Annotated in this window: 16 protein-coding genes; 6 read left to right on the forward strand and 10 right to left on the reverse strand. The window is 73.3% G+C overall.

Annotated features, from left to right (window positions below; genetic code table 11):
* Nucleotides 1-107: 107 nt before the first annotated feature.
* Together ACEZDE_RS30710 and ACEZDE_RS30715 are read right to left on the reverse strand one after the other, a co-directional pair.
* Entirely contained in the window at nucleotides 108-1,526 is a 1,419-nt protein-coding gene (locus tag ACEZDE_RS30710) for a sugar porter family MFS transporter (protein WP_380543447.1), read from the reverse strand.
* A gap of 220 nt (nucleotides 1,527-1,746) precedes the next feature.
* On the reverse strand, nucleotides 1,747-2,412 hold the full coding sequence (locus ACEZDE_RS30715) for an FMN-binding negative transcriptional regulator (RefSeq protein ID WP_380543292.1): 666 nt from the start codon (nucleotides 2,410-2,412) through the stop codon (nucleotides 1,747-1,749).
* 63 nt (nucleotides 2,413-2,475) lie between these two features.
* Between ACEZDE_RS30715 and ACEZDE_RS30720 the strand changes: the two genes are divergently transcribed.
* On the forward strand, nucleotides 2,476-3,822 hold the full coding sequence (locus ACEZDE_RS30720) for an aminotransferase class I/II-fold pyridoxal phosphate-dependent enzyme (RefSeq protein WP_380543295.1): 1,347 nt from the start codon (nucleotides 2,476-2,478) through the stop codon (nucleotides 3,820-3,822).
* Nucleotides 3,823-3,829: 7 nt separating this feature from the next.
* Here the strand turns inward: ACEZDE_RS30720 and ACEZDE_RS30725 are convergent, their stop codons facing one another.
* From ACEZDE_RS30725 to ACEZDE_RS30735, 3 genes are all read right to left on the reverse strand, one after another.
* Nucleotides 3,830-5,497, reverse strand: a complete 1,668-nt coding sequence (locus ACEZDE_RS30725; protein ID WP_380543298.1) for a VWA domain-containing protein — start codon at nucleotides 5,495-5,497, stop codon at nucleotides 3,830-3,832.
* A gap of 137 nt (nucleotides 5,498-5,634) precedes the next feature.
* Complete coding sequence (locus tag ACEZDE_RS30730; RefSeq protein WP_380543301.1) at nucleotides 5,635-5,928, reverse strand: DUF5302 domain-containing protein; 294 nt, start codon at nucleotides 5,926-5,928, stop codon at nucleotides 5,635-5,637.
* A 63-nt stretch (nucleotides 5,929-5,991) separates the two neighbouring features.
* Nucleotides 5,992-6,483 carry a MarR family winged helix-turn-helix transcriptional regulator gene (locus ACEZDE_RS30735; RefSeq protein WP_380543304.1) on the reverse strand — a complete coding sequence of 164 codons (492 nt, stop codon included), beginning with the start codon at nucleotides 6,481-6,483 and terminating at the stop codon, nucleotides 5,992-5,994.
* A 97-nt stretch (nucleotides 6,484-6,580) separates the two neighbouring features.
* Between ACEZDE_RS30735 and ACEZDE_RS30740 the strand changes: the two genes are divergently transcribed.
* Nucleotides 6,581-6,994, forward strand: a complete 414-nt coding sequence (locus ACEZDE_RS30740) for an organic hydroperoxide resistance protein (protein WP_380543307.1) — start codon at nucleotides 6,581-6,583, stop codon at nucleotides 6,992-6,994.
* 25 nt (nucleotides 6,995-7,019) lie between these two features.
* Here ACEZDE_RS30740 and ACEZDE_RS30745 read toward each other — a convergent pair whose 3' ends face one another.
* Together ACEZDE_RS30745 and ACEZDE_RS30750 are read right to left on the reverse strand one after the other, a co-directional pair.
* Nucleotides 7,020-8,450: a pyridoxal phosphate-dependent decarboxylase family protein gene (locus ACEZDE_RS30745; protein ID WP_380543310.1), complete on the reverse strand. Its 1,431-nt coding sequence runs from the start codon at nucleotides 8,448-8,450 to the stop codon at nucleotides 7,020-7,022.
* Between the two features lie 31 nt (nucleotides 8,451-8,481).
* A complete protein-coding gene (locus ACEZDE_RS30750) occupies nucleotides 8,482-11,016 on the reverse strand; it encodes an ATP-binding protein (RefSeq protein ID WP_380543313.1) in 2,535 nt (844 codons plus the stop codon).
* A 527-nt stretch (nucleotides 11,017-11,543) separates the two neighbouring features.
* Between ACEZDE_RS30750 and ACEZDE_RS30755 the strand changes: the two genes are divergently transcribed.
* Nucleotides 11,544-12,530 carry a phospholipase D-like domain-containing protein gene (locus ACEZDE_RS30755; protein WP_380543316.1) on the forward strand — a complete coding sequence of 329 codons (987 nt, stop codon included), beginning with the start codon at nucleotides 11,544-11,546 and terminating at the stop codon, nucleotides 12,528-12,530.
* A gap of 24 nt (nucleotides 12,531-12,554) precedes the next feature.
* Here ACEZDE_RS30755 and ACEZDE_RS30760 read toward each other — a convergent pair whose 3' ends face one another.
* Nucleotides 12,555-12,977 (reverse strand): hypothetical protein, encoded by a 423-nt coding sequence (locus ACEZDE_RS30760; RefSeq protein WP_380543319.1) that lies wholly within the window; start codon nucleotides 12,975-12,977, stop codon nucleotides 12,555-12,557.
* Between the two features lie 162 nt (nucleotides 12,978-13,139).
* On the opposite strand from ACEZDE_RS30760, the gene lnt reads away from it, so the two are divergent.
* From lnt to glmS, 3 genes are all read left to right on the forward strand, one after another.
* Nucleotides 13,140-14,747: an apolipoprotein N-acyltransferase gene (gene lnt / locus ACEZDE_RS30765; protein WP_380543322.1), complete on the forward strand. Its 1,608-nt coding sequence runs from the start codon at nucleotides 13,140-13,142 to the stop codon at nucleotides 14,745-14,747.
* Between the two features lie 111 nt (nucleotides 14,748-14,858).
* Complete coding sequence (locus ACEZDE_RS30770; protein ID WP_380543325.1) at nucleotides 14,859-15,122, forward strand: hypothetical protein; 264 nt, start codon at nucleotides 14,859-14,861, stop codon at nucleotides 15,120-15,122.
* Between the two features lie 45 nt (nucleotides 15,123-15,167).
* Entirely contained in the window at nucleotides 15,168-16,994 is a 1,827-nt protein-coding gene (gene glmS, locus ACEZDE_RS30775) for a glutamine--fructose-6-phosphate transaminase (isomerizing) (protein WP_380543328.1), read from the forward strand.
* A 17-nt stretch (nucleotides 16,995-17,011) separates the two neighbouring features.
* On the opposite strand, the gene ACEZDE_RS30780 is transcribed toward glmS, so the two are convergent.
* Nucleotides 17,012-18,370, reverse strand: coding sequence for a GNAT family N-acetyltransferase (locus ACEZDE_RS30780; RefSeq protein WP_380543331.1), 1,359 nt, complete (start codon nucleotides 18,368-18,370; stop codon nucleotides 17,012-17,014).
* Between the two features lie 90 nt (nucleotides 18,371-18,460).
* A complete protein-coding gene (locus ACEZDE_RS30785; protein ID WP_380543334.1) occupies nucleotides 18,461-19,264 on the reverse strand; it encodes an SGNH/GDSL hydrolase family protein in 804 nt (267 codons plus the stop codon).
* Nucleotides 19,265-19,269: the final 5 nt, after the last annotated feature.

Raw genomic sequence — 19,269 nt, forward strand, 5'->3', positions numbered from 1 at the left:
ACCGGAGGGGCCGCGCCCCAGGTTGGGATGACGGCCCCTCTGATGATCCTCTTCGGGAGTAGTACCGGTTCAGCGATGCTGCATGGAGGCCAAGTGGCCGCCATGCGTCAGCCCATGGACTCCAGGGTTCTGCCCTTCGTCTCCTTGATGAAGAAGTAGACGAAGGGGATGGAGAGCAGCGCGAAGCAGGCGTAGATGGAGTAGGTGGCCGAGAGGTTCCAGTCGGAGAGGGACGGGAAGCTGACGGTGATGGCCCAGTTGGCGATCCACTGGGCGCACGCGGCGACGGAGAGGGCGAGGGCGCGGATCTTGTTGGGGAACATCTCGCCGAGCAGCACCCAGACCACGACGCCCCAGGAGAAGGCGAAGCAGAGGACGAAGACGTGGGCTGCGACCAGGGCGACGGTGGCCTGCAGGTTGGGGAGAGTAGCGCTGGTGCCCTTGCCCACACGGTAGGAGAAGGCCCAGGCGGCGGTGGCCAGGGCGACGGCCATGCCGGCCGAGCCGGCCAGGGCCAGCGGGCGGCGGCCGATCCGGTCGACCAGGGCGATCGCGATCACCGTGCCGATGATGTTGACCAGCGAGGTGGAGACGCTGATCAGCAGCGAGTTGCTGGCGTTGATGCCGACCGACTGCCACAGCAGCGAGGAGTAGTAGAAGATCACGTTGATGCCGACGAACTGCTGGAACACCGAGGCGCCGATGCCGATCCAGACGATCGTCTTGAGGAAGGCCTTGCCGCCGAGCAGGTCGCGCAGGGTGGACTTGTGCTCGCTGGCCATCACGCCCTGGATCTCCGCGATCCGGGCGTCCGGGTCGCTCTCCGGGCCCTCGACGTCGGAGAGCACCCGCCTGGCCTGGTCGAGCCGGCCCGCCGAGATCAGGAACCGTGGCGACTCGGGGATCGCGTAGGCCATCACGAAGTAGATCAGCGCCGGGATGGTCTCCACGCCCAGCATCCACTGCCAGGCCTGGATTCCGGCGATCGGGTCGTTGGGGCTGCCGCCCGCGCCCTCGTTCAGGGCGTAGTTGACGAGCTGGGAGATGAAGATCCCGAGCACGATCGCGGCCTGCTGGAACGAGGCCAGCCGTCCGCGCACCGCCGGGGGCGCGACCTCGGCGATGTAGGCGGGGGCGATCACCGAGGCCATGCCGATGGCGACGCCGCCGATGACCCGCCAGACGCCGAGGACGAAGATGTTGGGCGGGAACATCGAGCCGATGCCGCTGATGGCGAACAGCACGGCGGCGATCTTCATCACCTTGATCCGGCCGATCCTGTCCGCCAGCCAGCCGGCCCCCATCGCGCCCACGGCCGAACCGAGCAGCGCGGAGGACACGACCAGCGCGGTCTCGCCGTTGCCGACGCCGAAGTGCTTCTGGATCCCGGTGACGGCGCCGCTGATCACGGAGCTGTCGTAGCCGAAGAGGAAGCCGCCCATGGCCGCGGCTGCGGCGATGAAGACGACGTGGCCGAGGCTGCCCTCTCCGGACGCTCGGGGCTGAGGTGTCGCGGTGCTGGTCAGTTGAGGCTCCCGGTGGTGCGGCGAGCCTCGGCGGTGGTCGGGGCCCTGAGTTGATGGTCCATCCGAGCTGATGGTCCATCCGACCAGCGTATGAACGTGGTATCGGATGGAGGCGGCAGCAGGGCCGGTCCCTGCGCCGTCCGGGTTCACCTCTGCCCCGGACGGCCCAGAGCACACCTTGCGGAGCACACCTTGCGGGAGCAGACCCGGTGAGGGAGCGTCAGCGGGCGTCGGGCCGGGCGTCGGAACGCGTGTCGGAGCGGGCGTCCCTGCGGCGGAGCAGTTGGGTGCGGGCGCCCGCGTCGCTGGGGCGGGCGCGTTCGCTCAGCCGCTCGGCGACCTCGGTCTGCAGCTCGGCCGGCTTCTTGTCGTCGTACTTGAACTTGGGCAGCACCTCGTCGATCCGCAGCCGCAGCCCGCGGATGCCGGAGAGCATCCGGCCGAACGGGGCCTGCCCGGGGACGATCGGGCGGTGCGCGGTGTCCGGCTGGAAGCCGCGGACCTGACGGTCCAGTAGGGCCGCCTTCTTCGCCGGGTCGTCGACCGGGGCGGCTTCGCAGACCAGGTGCACCGAGGCGTAGTAGCTGGTGGGGACGCCGTCCTCGGGCGGGACGCCGTCGGCGGCGCGCCACGGGCCGGGGACGAAGGCGTAGTCGTCGGTGACGGCCAGGGTGATCCGGGGGTTGGCCTCGATCGCGGCCCAGACCGGGTTGGGCCGGGCCAGGTGCAGCAGCACCTCCTCGCCGCCGTCGAACAGGAAGTGGGTGGGGACCAGGACCGGCGCGGCTCCGTCCGGCCCGTTGGCGGCGAGTACGCCGAAGTCGTGCCGCGCCAGCCAGGCGCGCCACTCCGGCTCGTCGCCCCGGTCCCAGGGTTGGATCAGCATGGCGGGTCACATCCTCGATCGCGTTCATTGCGTGGAGTTATGAACTAGTGCATAATCAGCTTTGTGCTAGGAGATTATCGGATTCGCGGGCGCCGTGCCACAGAGATCGCCGCCGACGTCGAACAGGCCGTCGGCGCGGGCGCGCTGGAGCCGGGGACGGCGCTGCCCCCGCTCCGCGACCTCGCCGCCGAGCTCGGGGTGAACCCGAACACCGTTGCCGCCGCCTACCGGCTGCTGCGCGACCGCGGGGTGATCGAGACGGCCGGCCGCCGCGGCAGCCGGGTGCGCCCCCGGCCCGCGCTGACCTCACGGGACGCCGCCCGCCTGGTCGTCCCCGAGGGCGCCCGCAACCTCGCCGACGGCAACCCCGACACCGCCCTGCTGCCCGGCCTTGAGCACGCGGTCCTGGAGGCCGCGCACGCGCACGCCGCCGACCCGGTGATGTACGGCGGGCCCGCCCTCGACCCCCGGCTGCGTGCGCTCGCCGAGGCCTCCTTCACCGGTGACGGCATCCCGGCCGCGCCGGTCGGCGTGGCCTCGGGATCGCTGGACGCCATCGAGCGGATCTTCCTGGCCCGGCTGCGCCCCGGCGACCCGGTGGCGGTCGAGGACCCCGGCTGGGGGAGCCTGCTCGACCTGCTGCCCGCGCTGGGCCTGCGCGTCGTGCCGGTCGCGGTGGACGACGAGGGACCGCTTCCGGCCGAGGTGGCCCGCGCGCTGGCCGAGGGGGTGCGGGCGCTGGTGGTCACCTGCCGGGCGCAGAACCCGACCGGCGCCTCGGTCGGCGCCGGGCGCGCCGCGGAGCTGCGCGGGCTGCTGGCCGGGCACCCCGGGGTGCTGCTGGTCGAGGACGACCACGGACACGGCATCGTCGACCTGCCGATCCACCCGCTCTGCGCCGGTCCTGACGGGGCGCCGGTCACCGCCGCCTGGGCGGTGGTCCGCTCGGTGGCGAAGTCGCTGGGGCCGGATCTGCGGGTGGCCGTGTTCACCGGGGACCCCGAGACGGTGGACCGGGTGAAGGGGCGTCAGCGGCTCGGCGCGGGCTGGGTGTCCCACCTGTTGCAGCGCACCGTCGCGGCGCTGTGGGCGGCGGAGGACACCGGGCCGGCCGCCCGCTCGTACCGGGACCGGCGGGACGGGCTGCTGGCGGAGCTGGCCGCGCGCGGGGTGACCGGGCACGGGCGCAGCGGTCTGAACGTGTGGATCCCGGTGCCGGACGAGACGGTCGCGGTGGCCGGGCTGCTGCAGCGCGGCTGGGGGGTGGCGGCGGGGGCGCGGTTCCGGCTGGGGTCGGCGCCGGGGGTCCGGCTGACCGTGTCCCGGCTGTCCGCGGCGGACCTGCCGCGGCTGGCCGAGGACGTCGCCGCCGTGCTGAGCACGCGCGGCGGCGACGTCCGGGGGGTGTGACGCGGTGTCAGCGCGGTAGCAGGCCCTGGGCCTGGGCCTGCTGGAGCCAGGTCGGGTAGGCGCCCATCATCAGCTCGAACAGCTGCTCGTCGGACAGGTTGGCCGGGTCCTGGACGCAGAAGAAGTCGGCGTTGTCCAGGAACCGTCCGGGCAGGTCGTCCAGCTCCTCCAGGAAGCGGAAGGTGCCGTCGCCCCAGTTGGCGGTCAGGTTCTGGAAGCGGCGGGCGAAGCGGGACTGGCCGGCGGGCGGCGGGGTCGGCGCGGCGGCCGGGGCGTCGACCGACTTGGTGGAGCGGCCGATCCCCATGAACTGCCAGAACAGCGGCTCGTAGCTGGACGACATCACATGGTCCCTGGTGGCTTGCTCGGTGCTGGTGTGACCGTCCGTCACGAACATCACATAGACCGGCTGGCTGTCCGCGTGCGGCTTCTTGCGCTTGCTGCCGGAGCCGAAGTACTCCTTGCGGATCAGGTGCATGGCGGCGGCGTAGTCGGTGCCGCCCTCCAGCCGCCACTGCTGCAGCATCCGGTCGGTCCAGCCCTGGTAGCTGGTCGGACCGACGCTGCCGGCCTCGTGGCCCCTGGCGCCGAACAGGAACACGTCCACCTCGGCGTTGTCGTCGAAGCGGAGCCCCAGCGCGAGCACCCGCTCCACCAGCGCCTGCACCTTGCCGGAGCGGTACAGCGTGGACATCGAGGCGGAGATGTCCAGGCAGAGCGCGACCCGTGCGGTGTGCTCGCCGAGCCCGCGCTTCTCCAGGGTGATCGCGGCGCGCTTGGTGAGGTCGAGCAGCTTGCGGTCGCCGCGGTCCTCCATCTGCTTTTCCAGGTTGATCAGCTTCTGCTTCTTCAGGCTGATCCCGCCGGGGCCCGCGGGCGCGGCCGGAGCCGGAGCGCCGTAGGAGGGCGCGGGCGCGTTCCCGTAGGACGGCGGCACCTGGATGGCCTGGGTCGGCTGCGCGTACTGCGGCTGCGGGTACGGCTGCTGCTGGTACTGGCCCGGGGGCGGCGGGACCGGTGAGCCGTAGACCGGGGGCGGGGGGCCGAAGCCCTGCGGCGCGGCGGGCGGCTGCGGCGGCTGGTACGGGGCCTGCGGGGCGGGCGGCTGCGGTGCCTGTGGCTGCGGCGGCTGCGCGGCGGAGGCGTCGTCCTCCTCGACCGAGATGCCGAAGTCGGTGGCCAGGCCTTCCAGTCCGGAGTCGTACCCCTGGCCGACCGCCCGGAACTTCCACTCCCCGGCCCGGCGGTAGAACTCGCCGAACAGGAAAGCGGTCTCGCTGCTCGCGCCCTCGATGTCGAACTGGGCGACGAGGCCGCCGTCCTGGGTCAGCACCCGGAGCCGCAGTCCGGGGACCTGGCCGAAGCTCCCGCCGTCGGCGGAGGCGCCGACCACGATCCGGTCGATGCCCGGCTCGATCCGGCCGAGGTCGACCAGGACCGCGTCCATGGTCTCCCCGGGCTGGACCTTCTTGCCCTCGTGCCGGACCGAGCCGGAGGAGTGCACGGCCTGGTTGTAGAAGACGAAGTCGGCGTCCGAGCGGACCTTGCCGTTGCTGCCGAGCAACAGCGCGGACACGTCCACATCGGGCGTCGGCCCGTCGGTGCGCCAGCTCACGACCGCGTGCAGGGCGGTCGTCGGCACGGGGAGGTTGGAGCCTTTGCGCATCGTGGTCATGCCGCACATCCTGCCGCTTTCGGCCGAGGCACGGGAAGCTCTGTGAAAATCTCGTGACGTTCGCAGCGAGAAGGGCGGTGGCCGTGTCGGCCACCGCCCGTTCGTCCTGCCGAAGGCCGGTTTCCGGCCGGGGTGCGTCAGCCGCTCTTGCGGCGGAAGTCGCGCTGCCCGCCGGACTTGCCGTGGGTGCCGTGGATCTTCGAGGACTCGCCGCCGCCACCGACCGCGGCGGCGTCGCCGTGCTGTCCGCTCTTGCGGGCGAGGGCCTCGCGGAACTTGCGCTTCACGTCGTCGGCCGGGGTCTCCGCCTCGGCGGAGCTGTTGGAGCCGGCGGCAGCGGTGGTGGTGGCGTCGGTCGCCGAGGCCGCCGCCGAACCCTCCGCCGGGTCTGCTGCGCCGGTCGCGCTGTCGGCCACTGCGTCATCAGCCATGGGGGCCTCCTGTATCGGTCGAGTGCAGGCCCAGTCTGGCACGTACCGGCGGTGCGGGTTCGATCATTCCGCGGCGGCGGGCGCCCCGGCGGCGTCGAGCCGCTCGGTGAGCCGGGCCAGCATGCCGTGCAGGGCCTGCATCTCCCGCAGGTCCAGGCCGGTGGCGGCGGCGATGGCGGCGGGCACCCGCTCGGCCCGGGTGCGCAGCGCCGAACCGCTGGACGTCAACCGGACGATGACGGAGCGTTCGTCGTCCGGGTTGCGGGTGCGCTGCACCAGCCCGGCCGCGTCGAGCCGCTTGAGCAGCGGCGAGAGGGTGCCCGAGTCGAGCCGCAGCAGCTCGCCCATCCGCTTGACCGGCAGCTCGCCGTGCTCCCAGAGCGTCAGCATCGCCAGGTACTGGGGGTAGGTGAGGTCCAGGTCGCGCAGCGCCTCGCGGTAGACGCCGCCGAAGGCGCGGGAAGCGCTGTGCAGGGCGAAGCAGACCTGGTGCTCCAGGCGGAGCAGGTCCTCGGGCTCGTCGGCGGGGGCGCGGGTCGCGGATTGCTGCGGCATGCCTCCAGAATACTATCTAGTTGTGCACAACTGAATTGTGTGCTGTTATTGAGACCGCAAGGGAGCACATCCGGGCCACATCGAGGGAGAGCAAGTCATGGACGCGATCTACACCGCCGTAGCCACCGCCAACGGACGTGACGGGCGGGCGGTCAGCTCCGACGGTCGGCTCGACCTGACCCTGGCGATGCCGCCCGCGCTCGGCGGCGACGGCCAGGGCACCAACCCCGAGCAGCTGTTCGCGGCCGGGTACGCGGCCTGCTTCGCCAGCGCGCTCGGCCTGGTCGGCCGACAGGCGAAGGTCGACACCGCCGAGGCGTCGGTGACCGCCGAGGTCAGCCTCGGCAGCAACGGTGAGGGCGGCTTCGCCCTGGCCGTGGTGCTCCGGGTGGAGCTGCCCGAGGCGCTCCAGGGCGAGACCGGCCGAAAGCTGGTCGAGCAGGCGCACCAGGTCTGCCCGTACTCCAACGCCACCCGCGGCAACATCCCGGTCGAGCTGGTGGTCGAGTAGCGGCGGAGCCGGCGGCAGGCCGCGGTCAGGGTCGGAGCGCGGTCAGCAGGTCCGCACCGGCGGCGACGGCCTCCTCGACCAGGACGGCGAGGTCGGGCTCGGTGACGGCGGGGTTGATCAGGCAGGCGCGGGCGGCCTCGCGGCCGTCCAGCAGGGTGCCGGTGACGAAGGTCCGGCCGCGTTCCTGGACCGCCACCGGGAGCGCCTGGTTGACCTGGTTCAGCACCGCGTCCGACACGCCGTCAGGGGCGTAGCGGAAGGCGGCGATCGAGGTCTCGACCGGGGCCATCAGCTCCAACGACGGCTCGGCGGACACCAGTTCGCCGAGCCGTCGGGCCATCGCGGCGCAGTGTGCGACGTCCCGGGCGATACCGTCCCGGCCCGAGGCGGCGACGGTGGCCCAGACCTTGAGCGAGCGGAACGGGCGGGTCTGCTCGATGCCGTACTCGGAGAACCAGCCGAGGCCGCCCGCGTTCTCGTCCCGCAGGTAGGAGGGGACCAGGCTGAAGGTCCCGCGCAGCTCCACCGGGTCGCGGACCAGGACACAGCCGCAGTCGACCGGGACGCCGAGCCACTTGTGCGGGTCCAGCGCCAGCGAGTCGGCCAGCTCCAGGCCCGCGTAGCGGTGCGCCGAGGCCGGGTCGAGCACCCCGAAGGCCCCGTACGCGCCGTCCACGTGCAGCCACAGGCCCTCGTCGGCGCAGACCGCGGCGATGGCGGCGATGTCGTCCACCGCGCCGGTGTTGACCGTCCCGGCGGAGGCGACGGCGAGGAACGGGTGCAGTCCGGCCGCGCGGTCGGCGCGGACCCGGGCGCGCAGGTCGGCCGGGTCCAGGTGGCCGGTGGCGTCGGTGCGGACGGCGCGCAGGTTTCGGCTGCCCAGGCCGAGCAGTTCGGCGGCCTTGCGGACGCAGGAGTGGGTCTCGGCGCTGACGTAGCCGGTCAGCGGCGGCAGCACGGCCAGGCCCTGTTCGCGGACGTCCACGCCGAGCTGCCGGGCGGCCCGGTTGCGGGCCGCGCCCAGCGCCACGATGGTCGCCATGGACGCGCCGGAGGTGAGCAGCCCGCCGCCGGGCGGGTGCGGGAACCCGGCCAGCTCGGCGATCCAGCGGACGACGGTCCGCTCCAGGTGCACGTCGGCGTGGTCGCCGCCGGCCGAGCTGGGGTTCATCGCGGCGGCGGCCAGCGTCGCCAGCACCCCGGCCGGGGCGGGAGCGGCGTTCACCCAGCCGAAGAAGCGCGGGTGGCCGTTGCCCATCGGGTACGGCAGCACCTCGCCGCCGATCTCCGCGACCAACTCGGCCAGACCGCGGCCGTCCTGCGGCAGCGGGAGGGTGAGCAGGCGCTCACGCGCGGCCGGGTCCACGGGCTGCCAGACCGGCCCTTCGGGGAGCTTCCCGAGGTAGTCGGCGAGGAGGTCCACGGCGGCGTGACCGGCGGTGCGGAAGTCGTCCATGGGGATGATCGTACGGGGGAGCCGCAGCAGGTCAGGCCGTGGGCAGGCCCGGCAGCGCGGTCGGGTCGGTGCAGCCCAGCTCGGCCAGCAGCGCCGCGGCCCGGGTCAGCAGCGACTCGGCCGTCGCCGCGTGGTCCGTTGCTACGTGGTCCGCTGCCGCCTGGCCCGCTGCCGCCTGGTCCGTCGCCGCGTGGCCCGCTGCCGAAGCGAGTGCGGCGGTGGTGCGCAGGGCGCGGGCCTCCTCGTAGGTGTTGCCGCGTTCGCGGGCCAGCGCCAGGGCCGCCGCGGCGTCGGCGGCGGCCTGCTCCCGCTGCCCGGCGAACAGGTGGGTCCTGGCGCGCTCGTTGAGGAAGTTGGCCAGGTCCGGGTGGTCCTCCTCGGCGACCATCCGGGCCACCTCGGCGTGGTGGCCGAAGGCGGCGGCGAGGTCGCCGCTGTCCCTGGCGACCATCGCCAGCCCGTTCAGGGCGTTCACCTCCAGCTCCCGGAAGCTGGTCCGCCGCGCGTGGTCGAGCGCGGCGGTGAAGTCCTTCCCGGCCTCGTCGAAGGCGCCGAGCCGGTGCTGGATCGCGCCGAGCGTGCCGTGGGCCTTGGTCGCGCCGGCGATGTGCCCCTCCGCCTCGAAGATCCGCAGCGCGGCCCCGGCCCGCTCCAGCGCCTCCGGCACCCGCCCGCGGCGGAGCAGCATCTCGGCCAGGTTGACCATGGCCACACTGGTGCCGCGGGTGTTGTCCTCGGCCTCGAACACGGTGACGGCGGCGAGGAAGTTCTCGATCGCGGCGTCCAGGTCCCAGATGTCGGAGTAGATGACGGCGAGCGCGTTGAGGATGAAGCCCTCGTCGCTGACCGGCCCGCGGGTCAGGGCCAGTTCGCGGCCCTCGTGCAGGAAGGCCAGGGCCCGCTGGATGTCCCCCGACCGGCGGTACGCCGCGCCGCAGGCCAGCAGCGACCAGGCCTCCTCCTCGGCGCTGCCGGTCTGCCGGGCCGCCTGCAGCGAGAGGCCGCTCATGGTGATCCACTCCTGGGTCCTGCCGTGCAGCAGGAAGAAGCGGTTCGCCTTGCGGGCCTGGGCGATGGTCCGCTGCGGCTCGCCGGCCTCCAGCGCCGCCCTGGCCGCGTCGACCAGGTTGCCGGACTCGGCGTCCCACCAGGCCACGGCCTGCTCACGGTCCGTCAGTTCCGGTGCGTACGCGGGCGGCTGGGCGACCGGGGTGGTGCTGGACCGGGCCGCCTGGTACGGGTCGAACAGCCGGGCCGCGGCGATGGTGCAGTGCAGGTAGTAGTCGAGCATCCGGTGCCGCGCCTGCGCCCGGTCGGGCAGGTCGCAGCCGCGGGCGTAGTCGCGGGTCAGGTCGTGCAGCCGGTAGCGGCCGGAGGCGGGCAGCTCCAGCATGTGCACGTCGACCAGGTCCTCCAGCAGCTGCTCGGCGTCATCCAGGGTGGATCCGGCCAGCGCCGCGGCCAGTAAAGGGTCGACGTCGGTGGACGGGGCCGAGCCGAGCAGCCCGAACAGCCGGGCGGTCGGCCGGTCCAGCTGGGACGCCGACAGGGCCAGCGCCGCCGCGATCCCGCCGTCGCCCGCGTCGATCTCGGGCAGCCGGCGGTTCTCCCCGCGCAGCCGCTCCGCCAGCGACCCGGCCGACCAGGCCGGACGGTGCCGCAGTCGGGCGGCGCAGATCCGCACCGCCAGCGGCAGGCAGCCGCACAGCCGGACGATCTCCTCGACGGCGGCCTGCTCGGCCGGGCCGGTGCGCGGCCCGGCCACGGCGTGGAACAGCTCCACCGCCTCGGCCGGGGTGATCACGTCCAGCGAGAGCGAGCGGACGTTGTCCAGGCCGACCAGCCGCCGACGGCTGGTCACCAGCACCGCGCTGCCGGTGGTCCCCGGCAGCAGCGGGGCGACCTGCTCCTCGTCCACCGCGTTGTCGAGCACCACCACCGCGCGGCGCGACGCCAGTTCGGCCCGCCACAGCGCGGCGCGCTCGTCGCCGTCCTCGGGGATCCGGCCGCCGGGCAGGCCCAGTGCGCGCAGCAGCGTCTCCAGGGCGGTGCCGGGCCGCATCGGCCCGCGGCCGGAGGTGTGCCCGTGCAGGTTGAGGTAGAAGCGCCCGTCCGGGTGGGTCCCGGCCATCAGGTGCGCGGTGTGGACGGCCAGGGCGGTCTTGCCGACCCCGGCCATCCCGTCCAGCGCCCAGACGCCGGGCTCGGCCAGCAGTAGTCGGCGCTCGTCCGCCCGGCCGACGAAGCGCAGGGTGTCCCGGGGCAGGTCGTTCCTGGCCGAGGCGACCGGGGAGCGCCCCTTGCGGGCGGCCTCCCAGAGCGGCCGCAGCCGGGCGGCGTCGTGGTCGGCCAGCGTGCACAGCGCCTCGACCACGGTCCACGGCGGCAGCGAGCGCCCGGTCAGGTAGCGGGACAGGGACGAGCTGCTGGAGTGGGTGTCGCCCTCCAGCTCGCGCAGGCTGCGGCCGGAGGCGGCCTGGGTCGCCCGCAGCTCGGCGGCGAGCTGGGCCGACGGGTCGTCACCGACCGGCGGGGGCCCGGAACGCTCCGCACGGTCACTGCTCATGGAGACACCCTTCGGCACGTCGGACCCTGGGCACGACCTTAACGCCGGGACTCCGCCCATGATCCGCCGGGGGGTGGCTGTCCCATCTCTGTCCCACATCCCCGGGACATCGTTGACCTGCGCCTCCGGCCGCAGCGAGGGTGGAGCACGTGGGTGAGACCGGAGAGAGCAGCGAGACGTACGGGGGCCCGGTCCAGCGACCGTCCGGGCCCGGGGCGGGGCTCCTCTCCGAGGCCCCCCGGGACCGTCGGCAGGGCGCCGGCCCTGACGGTCCCGGGGGCGCGGGCCGCAGGCAGGCGCCGCGGCCGTGGCGGGGCAACCCCGGGGACCACGGCATCATCTCCTGGTGAGCCCAGGATCTCCCGGTAAGCCCAGGTGATGGCAAAGGCACAGTAAAACGCGCGTAGATTAATGGACATGCCAAATTAACCGCAGATGCCTTCCCTGCGGTTCTACGCGCGTGGTCTTCTGGGTTCCGCGTCAGACCAGCGGGCCTGATGACCCATCAAGTGTCCTGGGAGACACAGATGACCCGTACCTCCTCGATACGTCGCGCCGGAGTCGCCCTCGCCGCGTGCGCCGCCGCGTTCGGTACCAGCGTCCCCGCCCACGCCGCGAGTACCTACTCGGCGTTCGCCTTCTCGCTCGGCAGCACCGAGCCGACGATCTACAACTTCATCAACTCGGCGACCACCACCCTCGACATGACCATGTACGAGCTGAACGACAGCACCGCCGTCGCCGACCTGGTGGCCAGGGAGAAGGCGGGCGTCGCGGTCCGGGTGATCCTGGACCGGCAGGAGACCTCCACCAACGCCTCCGCCTACTCCACCCTCAAGGCGGCCGGGGTCGGCGTGGTCTACTCCTCGACCTCGTACGTCTACACGCACCAGAAGACCATCACCGTGAACGGCGCCGAGTCGCTGATCCTCACCGGCAACCTCACCTCCAAGTACTACTCGACCAGCCGCGACTACGGGGTCTTCGACAACGCCCCGACCGACGTCGCCGCGATCGAGAAGGTCTTCGCCGCGGACTACGCGCACACCGCGGTCACCCCGAGCGACGCGGTCGACCTGCTCTGGTCGCCGACCGACTCGCGGAGCCGGCTGCTCACCGTGATCAACGGGGCGACCAAGACCCTGGACGTCGAGGAGGAGGAGTTCAGCGACACCACCGTGGTCAACGCGATCGTGGCGCGGGCGCAGGCCGGGGTGAAGGTCCGGGTGGTGCTGGAGTACCCGGGCGACTACTCCTCCGAGGTGGCCAAGGTGAAGGCGGCCGGCGGCACCGTCCGCGGTTACTCCTCCAGCACCGGCTACTACATCCACGCCAAGGCGATGGTGGCCGACTACGGCCTGTCCACGGCCAAGGTCGAGGCCGGCTCGATGAACATCACCAGCAACTCGCTCAGCAGCAACCGCGAGCTGGGGATCATCCTGACCGACACCGGCGTGGAGTCGGTGATCGAGAACGCCTTCGCCTCCGACTACGCGGGTGGCACAGCGGCCTGACGGCACTCGGGGCCCGGCCCCGGGTCAGCCGTGCGGCTCGGCCAGGGCGATCGCGTCGGTCGGCGGCCCGGACCTGGGCCGCCGCGGCTCGCGGTCGCCCGCCGGGGGCGGGCCCTCGCCCCAGCCGCGGCCGTCGGCGCCGCGGCGTCCGGCGTTCCTGCTCTGGAACGGCGGACGGCTCGCGACGAAGCGCATCGGCGCGCCCAGCGCGACCACCACCGGGTGCCGCACCACGCTGTGCAGCATCCGGGACGGCACCGAGTGCTGGCCCGGATGGGCGGCGAAGGTGCGGGCCCTCGGGTGCAGCGGGCGGCGGCCCCAGACCGCCAGCGACAGCGGGTAGGCGACGAAGGGCCACAGTGGCAGCAGTGCCACCACGACCACCTGCCGGGCTCCTCCGACCAGCACCCGCTCGGTTCTGCTGTGATGTTCCGGACGTGACACCATGTCAGCCTCCCTGTTCCCAGGGTGCCCCAGCGCCCGCCCGGTGTGAAGCGGCTTCCGCTGCGGTCGGCGCGTTCAAGGTGCTGAGCAGCGGGAATGCGCGGAGACTGGGTGGGTTGTTCAGGGAGAGGACGGAACGTGGGCTCTGCCGCCGGGAGGCGCTCGATGGGTGACCAGCTGGACGACCGGCCGGTGCGGTCCGATCCGGCGGGCGGCGAACCCGCCGCCGGGCCGCCGCCCACCGCCCGGGGCCGGATCGCCCGCTTCGGCCGGCGCGCGCGGATGCCGCTGCTGACCGCCGCGACCGGGGCGCTGCCGGTGCTGGTCTTCCCCACCGTCGGCTGGTGGTGGTTCGCCTACGTCTGCCTGGTGCCGCTGATGCTGGTGCTGCGCACCGCGCCGACCGCCCGGCGGGCGATGGCGCTGGGCTGGTGGGGCGGCGTCGGGTTCCTGGTCGGGGTGATGAGCTGGCTGATCCCGACCCTGAGCGTGGCGATCCTGGTGCTGGCCGGGTTCCTCGGCGTCTGCTGGGCGCCCTGGGGCTGGCTGGTCTGGCGGCTGCTCCGGGGCCGACCGGGACCGGGCCGGGCGCTCGCCGCGGTGGTGCTGGTGCCGTGCGGCTGGCTGGCCATCGAGACCGTCCGCTCCTGGCAGTACCTCGGCGGCCCGTGGGGGCTGCTCGGCGCCAGCCAGTACCGGCAGCACCCGGCGCTGGTGCTGGCCTCGGTCGGCGGGGTGTGGCTGGACAGCCTGGCCATCGTCGCGGTCAACACCGCGGTGGTGCTGCTGATCGGCGCCCGGGGGCGCTCGGTGGTCGCCTGCGGCACCGTCGCCGCGCTGGCCGCGGGCACCTTCGCGGCGCTGGCCTGGGCCCCGCAGCCGCGGCTGACCGGTGCCACGGCCGCGGTCGCGGTGGTCCAGCCCGGCGGCACCGCCGATCTGGAGGACCGCACCGCGCGCGGGGAGCGGCTCACCCGGGCCCTCGTCGGCACCCGTCCCGACCTGGTGGTCTGGGGTGAGAGCAGCCTCGGCTACGACCTGGCCACCCGTCCCGACCTGACCGCGCAGCTGGCCGTGCTGTCCCGGCAGGTCGGCGCCGACCTGCTGGTGAACGTGGACGCCGCCCGGCCCAACGGGGCGATCTACAAGAGCTCGGTGCTGGTCGGCCCGCAGGGGCTGACCGGGCAGCGCTACGACAAGATCCGGCTGGTGCCGTTCGGCGAGTACATCCCGCTGCGGCCGGTGCTGGGCTGGATCACCAAGCTGTCCAAGGCCGCCGCGGTGGACCGCCGCCGCGGTGACACCCCGGTGGTGATGACCGTCCCCGAGCCCGGCGGCGGGACGCTCCGGATCGGGCCGCTGATCTGCTTCGAGTCGGCGTTCCCGGACATGAGCCGGGCGCTGGTGAACCGGGGCGCGCAGGTGGTGGTGGTGCAGTCGTCCACCTCGACCTTCCAGAACACCGCCGCGCCGGAGCAGCACGCCTCGCTGGCGGCGCTCCGGGCCGCCGAGACCGGCCGCCCGGTGGTCCAGGCCACGCTGACCGGGGTCAGCACCGCGTTCGACCCGCTGGGCCGCCAGGTCGGCCACCAGCTGACCACCGACGACCGGGGCAGCACCGTCTACCGGGTGCCGCTGGCGACCGGCCGCACCCTCTACGACCGCTGGGGCAACTGGGTGCCCGCGCTGTGCTGCCTGCTGCTGGCACTCACCGGGGCCGGGGCCGGGTCGGTACGGCTGGTCCGCCGTCGGCGGGCGCGGGCGGGGGACTGAGCGGGTGCGGGCGGGGGACTGAACCCGGAAATCACTCGGTCGCGCCGTTTCCTGCCCGATTCCGGGCAGGAATGTTGGTGTCGCCGCGATATCTGCGTAAGGTCAGTCCACGTGTTCACCCACGAGGACCTCTTCGACCACCTGGCGCGGACCACCGCGCTCGGCCCTGCCGAGGCGGCCCGGGTCGTGGCGGACGTGCTGGCGTACTTCTCCGAGAGCACCGACGAGTACGTGCGCCGCCGCCACGGGGAGCTGCAGGCACGTGGGCTGACCAACGACAGGATCTTCGAACGGATCGCCGCCGAACTGCCGCAGCGCCGGGTCAGGGCCCCGGAGCTGTCGGCACGCCAGCTGCGCCGCCTGGTTTACGGCTGACCGGCCGAAACCCCTCCCTCTCACCCTCAAAGAAGGAGCCGCTCCATGTGTGGCATCGTCGCCTACATCGGTCCCAGGGACGCCGCGCCCATCCTGCTGGAGGGACTCCAGCGCCTGGAGTACCGCGGCTACGACTCGGCCGGCGTCGCCGTCGCCGCCAAGGGCGGCCTGAAGGTCCGCAAGAGCAAGGGCCGGGTGGCCGAGCTGGCCGCCCTGGTCCCGGCCCGCTTTGCCGGGAAGGCCGGCATCGGCCACACCCGCTGGGCCACCCACGGCGTGCCCAGCGACGTCAACTCGCACCCGCACCTGGACGGCGCCGAGCGGATCGCGGTGGTCCACAACGGCATCATCGAGAATGCCGACGAGCTGCGCGCCAAGCTGCAGGCCGAGGGCTGCGTGTTCCAGTCCGAGACCGACACCGAGGTGCTGTCGCACCTGATCGCCGGACTCGCCACCGAGGGCGTCGAGCTGGAGGACGCCGTGCGGGCCGCCCTCAAGCGCGTCGTCGGCACCTACGGCATCGCCGTCATCGACGCCGACCAGCCGGACCGGATCGTGGTGGCCCGCAACGGCAGCCCGATCGTGCTGGGCATCGGCGAGAAGGAGATGTTCGCCGCCTCCGACGTGGCCGCGCTGGTCCGCTACACCCGCCAGGTGGTGCACCTGGACGACGGCGAGCTGGCGACCGTGCGGGCCGACGGCTTCAACACCTTCACTCAGGAGGACGCCCGCGCCACCGCGAAGCAGCCCTCCATCGTGGACTGGGAGGAGGCCTCCTACGACACCGCGGGCCACGCCCACTTCCTGGTCAAGGAGATCCACGAGCAGCCGACCTCGGTCGAGCGCACGCTCAGCGGCCGGATCGACGAGCGCTTCAACACCGCGCACCTCGGCGGCCTGAACATGGACGCCCGGGAGGCCCGCGCGTTCCGCCGGGTAAAGATCCTCGGCTGCGGCTCCGCGTACTACTCGGGCGAGCTGGGCGCGCAGCTGATCGAGGAGCTGGCCCGGATCCCCGCCCACGCCGAGCCGGCCTCGGAGTTCCGCTACCGCAACCCGGTGATCGAGGCGGACACCCTGTACATCGCGGTCAGCCAGTCCGGCGAGACCTACGACACCCTGGCCGCGGTGCAGGAGGTCAAGCGCAAGGGCGGCAAGGTGCTGGGCGTGGTCAACACCGTCGGCAGCGCCATCGCCCGCGAGTGCGACGGCGGGATGTACCTGCACGCCGGGCCGGAGATCTCGGTCGCCTCGACCAAGGCGTTCACCTCCACCGCGATCGCGTTCGCGCTGATCGCGCTGCACCTGGGCCGGGTGCACGACCTCTCCCCGGCCGACGGCCGGCGGATCTGCGCCGGACTGAAGGCGATCCCCGGTCAGATCCGGGAGATCCTGGACCAGGAGAAGGTGATCGCCGACCTCGCCGCCAAGTACGCGGGCCACGAGGGGATGATGTTCATCGGCCGGGTCCGCGGCTACCCGGTGGCCCGCGAGGGCGCGCAGAAGCTCAAGGAGGTCTCCTACGTCCACGCGGAGGCCTACCCGGCGAGCGAGCTGAAGCACGGGCCGCTGGCGCTGATCGGCCCGGAGCTGCCGACCGTGGCGATCGTCCCGGACGACGAGCTGCGGGACAAGAACCTCACCGCGCTCGGCGAGATCCGGGCCCGCAGCGGCCCGGTGCTGATGGTCGGTCACACCGCGCCGGACCCCAAGCTGGCCGAGGACTGCATCCTGGTCCCGCGGAACGAGCCGGAGCTGGACCCGATCCTGCTCGGCATCCCGCTCCAGCTGTTCGCCTACTACGCGGCGGTGGCACTGGAGCGGGACGTCGACAAGCCGCGGAACCTGGCGAAGTCGGTCACCGTCGAGTAGCGGCCGGCGGCCAGCGGTCAGCGCCGGCCGGGCAGGTTCGCGGGCTCCAGGGACAGGTGCGCGGTGATCACCAGCGTGCCGTCCTCGACCTGGTAGTCCAGCGGGACGCCCAGTCGGCGCAGGGTGGCCACCATGCCGCTGTTGGAGGCGGTGGTCACCGCGTAGACCTGGGCGATCCCGGCGTCCCCGGCCAGTTCGGCCAGTCGGCGGACCAGCTCGGTGCCCAGGCCCCGGCGCTGCCAGGCGTCCTCGACCAGCACGGCGACCTCGGCGCTGTCGTCGTCCCACATCAGGTGGGCGAGCGCGACGAGGTCGCCGTCCGGCGTCTCCACGGTCAGCGTCTGGCCGAAGCGGGGCTCCAGCAGGTGGCCCAGGTAGCGGTCGCTGTCCTTGGTCGGGCCGTGGTAGCGGCGGCGCAGCGTCGCGGTGCTGCACCGGTCGTGCAGCGCGACCGCGGCCTCGCGGTCGGACGGGTCGGCCCGGCGGACCGTCAGCTCGTCCAGGGCGCCGCCGTGGCTGCCGCCGCCGGGGAGGGTGAGCAGGTCGCGGGTGTCCGGGACGCGCGGGCCCAACTGCGCGTCCAGCTCGATCAGCGCGCGGGCGCGGGCGAACTCGGTGGGGGTGAACGGCGGCTGGTCCCTGGTCACCACCAGCACCCCGCCGGACGGGTCGCGCAGCCGCAGGGTGCTGCCGTCCAGGTCGTCCTCGTCGATCTCGCCGGGGAGCGAGCGGATGCTGCAGCGGCCGAACAGCTGGCGCAGCGCGAGCGGGAGTTCGGCGGCGTCCAGGGCGGTGCGGGTGGCCAGGTTGAGGATCCTGGTCGGAACGTCGACCAGGTCGTGCGCGTCGGCCCGCTCCAGCCAGACCTCGGTGCCGCCGGCCGCGACCACCGCGCCGGTGATGTCCGGCCCGGCGGTGCCGACCGGCGCCTGCACCACGAACTCGTCCACGGTCTCGTCGGCCAGCGGGTGCGCCTGCATGGAGATGATGTTGACCGGCAGGTCGGCCAGCGCCCGGCACAGCCCGGCCAGGCTGCCCGGCGCGTCCGGCACGGTGGCCCTGATCCGCCACAGCGCCTGTTCCTCGGCCGGGACGGAGGCAGGGCCGCCGGCCGTGCCGGGGACGGAGCCGGCGCTGCCGGTGATGTCACCCGGCGCGGGGCCCGGCGGGGCGTCCGGGTGGCGGTGCTTCCACCAGCTGTGCCAGCCGGCCGTCGCCATCAGTGCCAGCGCCGACGCCGCCAGCAGCACCGGACCGTCGTGCCCGTGCACCACGACATTGGCGACCAGGTCGGCGACGGCCACGGCGAGGAAGACGGCGGAGAGTTCGACCGTGTCACGGCGCCAACGGTGCTTGCGATGCGTCAGGTTGTCCATGCAGGCATCCTGCCGAACGGGTGTTTCACGGCCACCAACGGATCATGACCAGAACGTTAAGACTCTTTGGTTCGGTTTTGTCCGAATTTATTATTCCGGATAGCGCGCGAGTTCGGGACGCTTGGGCGCTCGTCCGTCCCCGGACGACCTGCCGGTCAACCGCCGCCCGATCCACGGCCCCAGGTGCTTCGCCAGCCAACGCAGATCGCCGCCGAGCCGGGCCGGTCGGCCGATCGGCGCGGCCGGGGGCAGCGGGGCGCGCCAGTCGAAGGACGCCGGGAAGTCCAGCGCCTGCAGCACCGCCTCGGCCACCCGGCGGTGGCCCTCGGGGGAGAGGTGCAGCCGGTCGTCCGCCCACAGCCGCGGATCGTCGAAGCAGCGGGCCTCGAACAGGTCCACCACCACGATGTTCGGACGCTCGCCCAGCTCGCTGACGAACGCCTTGAGGTGCAGGATCGCCGGGAGCATCCGGCTGCCGCCGGCCATCCGCCGGGACGGGTCGGTGCTGTGGAACATCACCAGTCGCCTGGCACCGGCCGCCAGCTTCTCGGCCGCGGGGCCGAGCTGGGCGCAGATGTCGTCGGGGTCGCAGCCGGGCCGCAGCGCGTCGTTCAGGCCCCCGGCGAGGGTGACCAGATCGGCCCCCATCGCGGCGGCGTCGTCGACCTGCTCGGCCACGATCTGCCCGATCAGCTTCCCGCGGACGGCGAGGTTGGCGTAGCGGAAGCCCTCGGCGGAGCCGGCCGCCTCCACCGCCAGCCGGTCGGCCACCCGGTCCGCCCAGCCCCGGTACTCCCCGCCGGGCAGCAGGTCGTCGCACATGCCCTCGGTGAAGGAGTCGCCCACGGCAACCATGCTGCGGTACTGCCGGGGGCCGGTGGCGGTGTCGTCCATGCGGT

It is taken from the genome of Streptacidiphilus cavernicola (genome assembly GCF_042510955.1).
GTDB classification, from domain to species: Bacteria; Actinomycetota; Actinomycetes; order Streptomycetales; family Streptomycetaceae; genus Streptacidiphilus; species Streptacidiphilus cavernicola.

What these genes read in the sequence shown, in the direction of transcription:
- ACEZDE_RS30735 (WP_380543304.1), bottom strand. Translation starts at nt 6,483, where the DNA reads ATGCCGCAGCAATCCGCGACCCGCGCCCCCGCCGACGAGCCCGAGGAC.
- ACEZDE_RS30760 (WP_380543319.1), bottom strand. Translation starts at nt 12,977, where the DNA reads ATGGTGTCACGTCCGGAACATCACAGCAGAACCGAGCGGGTGCTGGTC.
- ACEZDE_RS30745 (WP_380543310.1), bottom strand. Translation starts at nt 8,450, where the DNA reads ATGGACGACTTCCGCACCGCCGGTCACGCCGCCGTGGACCTCCTCGCC.
- ACEZDE_RS30730 (WP_380543301.1), bottom strand. Translation starts at nt 5,928, where the DNA reads ATGGCTGATGACGCAGTGGCCGACAGCGCGACCGGCGCAGCAGACCCG.
- ACEZDE_RS30755 (WP_380543316.1), top strand. Translation starts at nt 11,544, where the DNA reads ATGACCCGTACCTCCTCGATACGTCGCGCCGGAGTCGCCCTCGCCGCG.
- ACEZDE_RS30785 (WP_380543334.1), bottom strand. Translation starts at nt 19,264, where the DNA reads ATGGACGACACCGCCACCGGCCCCCGGCAGTACCGCAGCATGGTTGCC.
- ACEZDE_RS30740 (WP_380543307.1), top strand. Translation starts at nt 6,581, where the DNA reads ATGGACGCGATCTACACCGCCGTAGCCACCGCCAACGGACGTGACGGG.
- ACEZDE_RS30715 (WP_380543292.1), bottom strand. Translation starts at nt 2,412, where the DNA reads ATGCTGATCCAACCCTGGGACCGGGGCGACGAGCCGGAGTGGCGCGCC.
- ACEZDE_RS30780 (WP_380543331.1), bottom strand. Translation starts at nt 18,370, where the DNA reads ATGGACAACCTGACGCATCGCAAGCACCGTTGGCGCCGTGACACGGTC.
- ACEZDE_RS30725 (WP_380543298.1), bottom strand. Translation starts at nt 5,497, where the DNA reads ATGACCACGATGCGCAAAGGCTCCAACCTCCCCGTGCCGACGACCGCC.
- glmS (WP_380543328.1), top strand. Translation starts at nt 15,168, where the DNA reads ATGTGTGGCATCGTCGCCTACATCGGTCCCAGGGACGCCGCGCCCATC.
- ACEZDE_RS30750 (WP_380543313.1), bottom strand. Translation starts at nt 11,016, where the DNA reads ATGAGCAGTGACCGTGCGGAGCGTTCCGGGCCCCCGCCGGTCGGTGAC.
- lnt (WP_380543322.1), top strand. Translation starts at nt 13,140, where the DNA reads ATGGGTGACCAGCTGGACGACCGGCCGGTGCGGTCCGATCCGGCGGGC.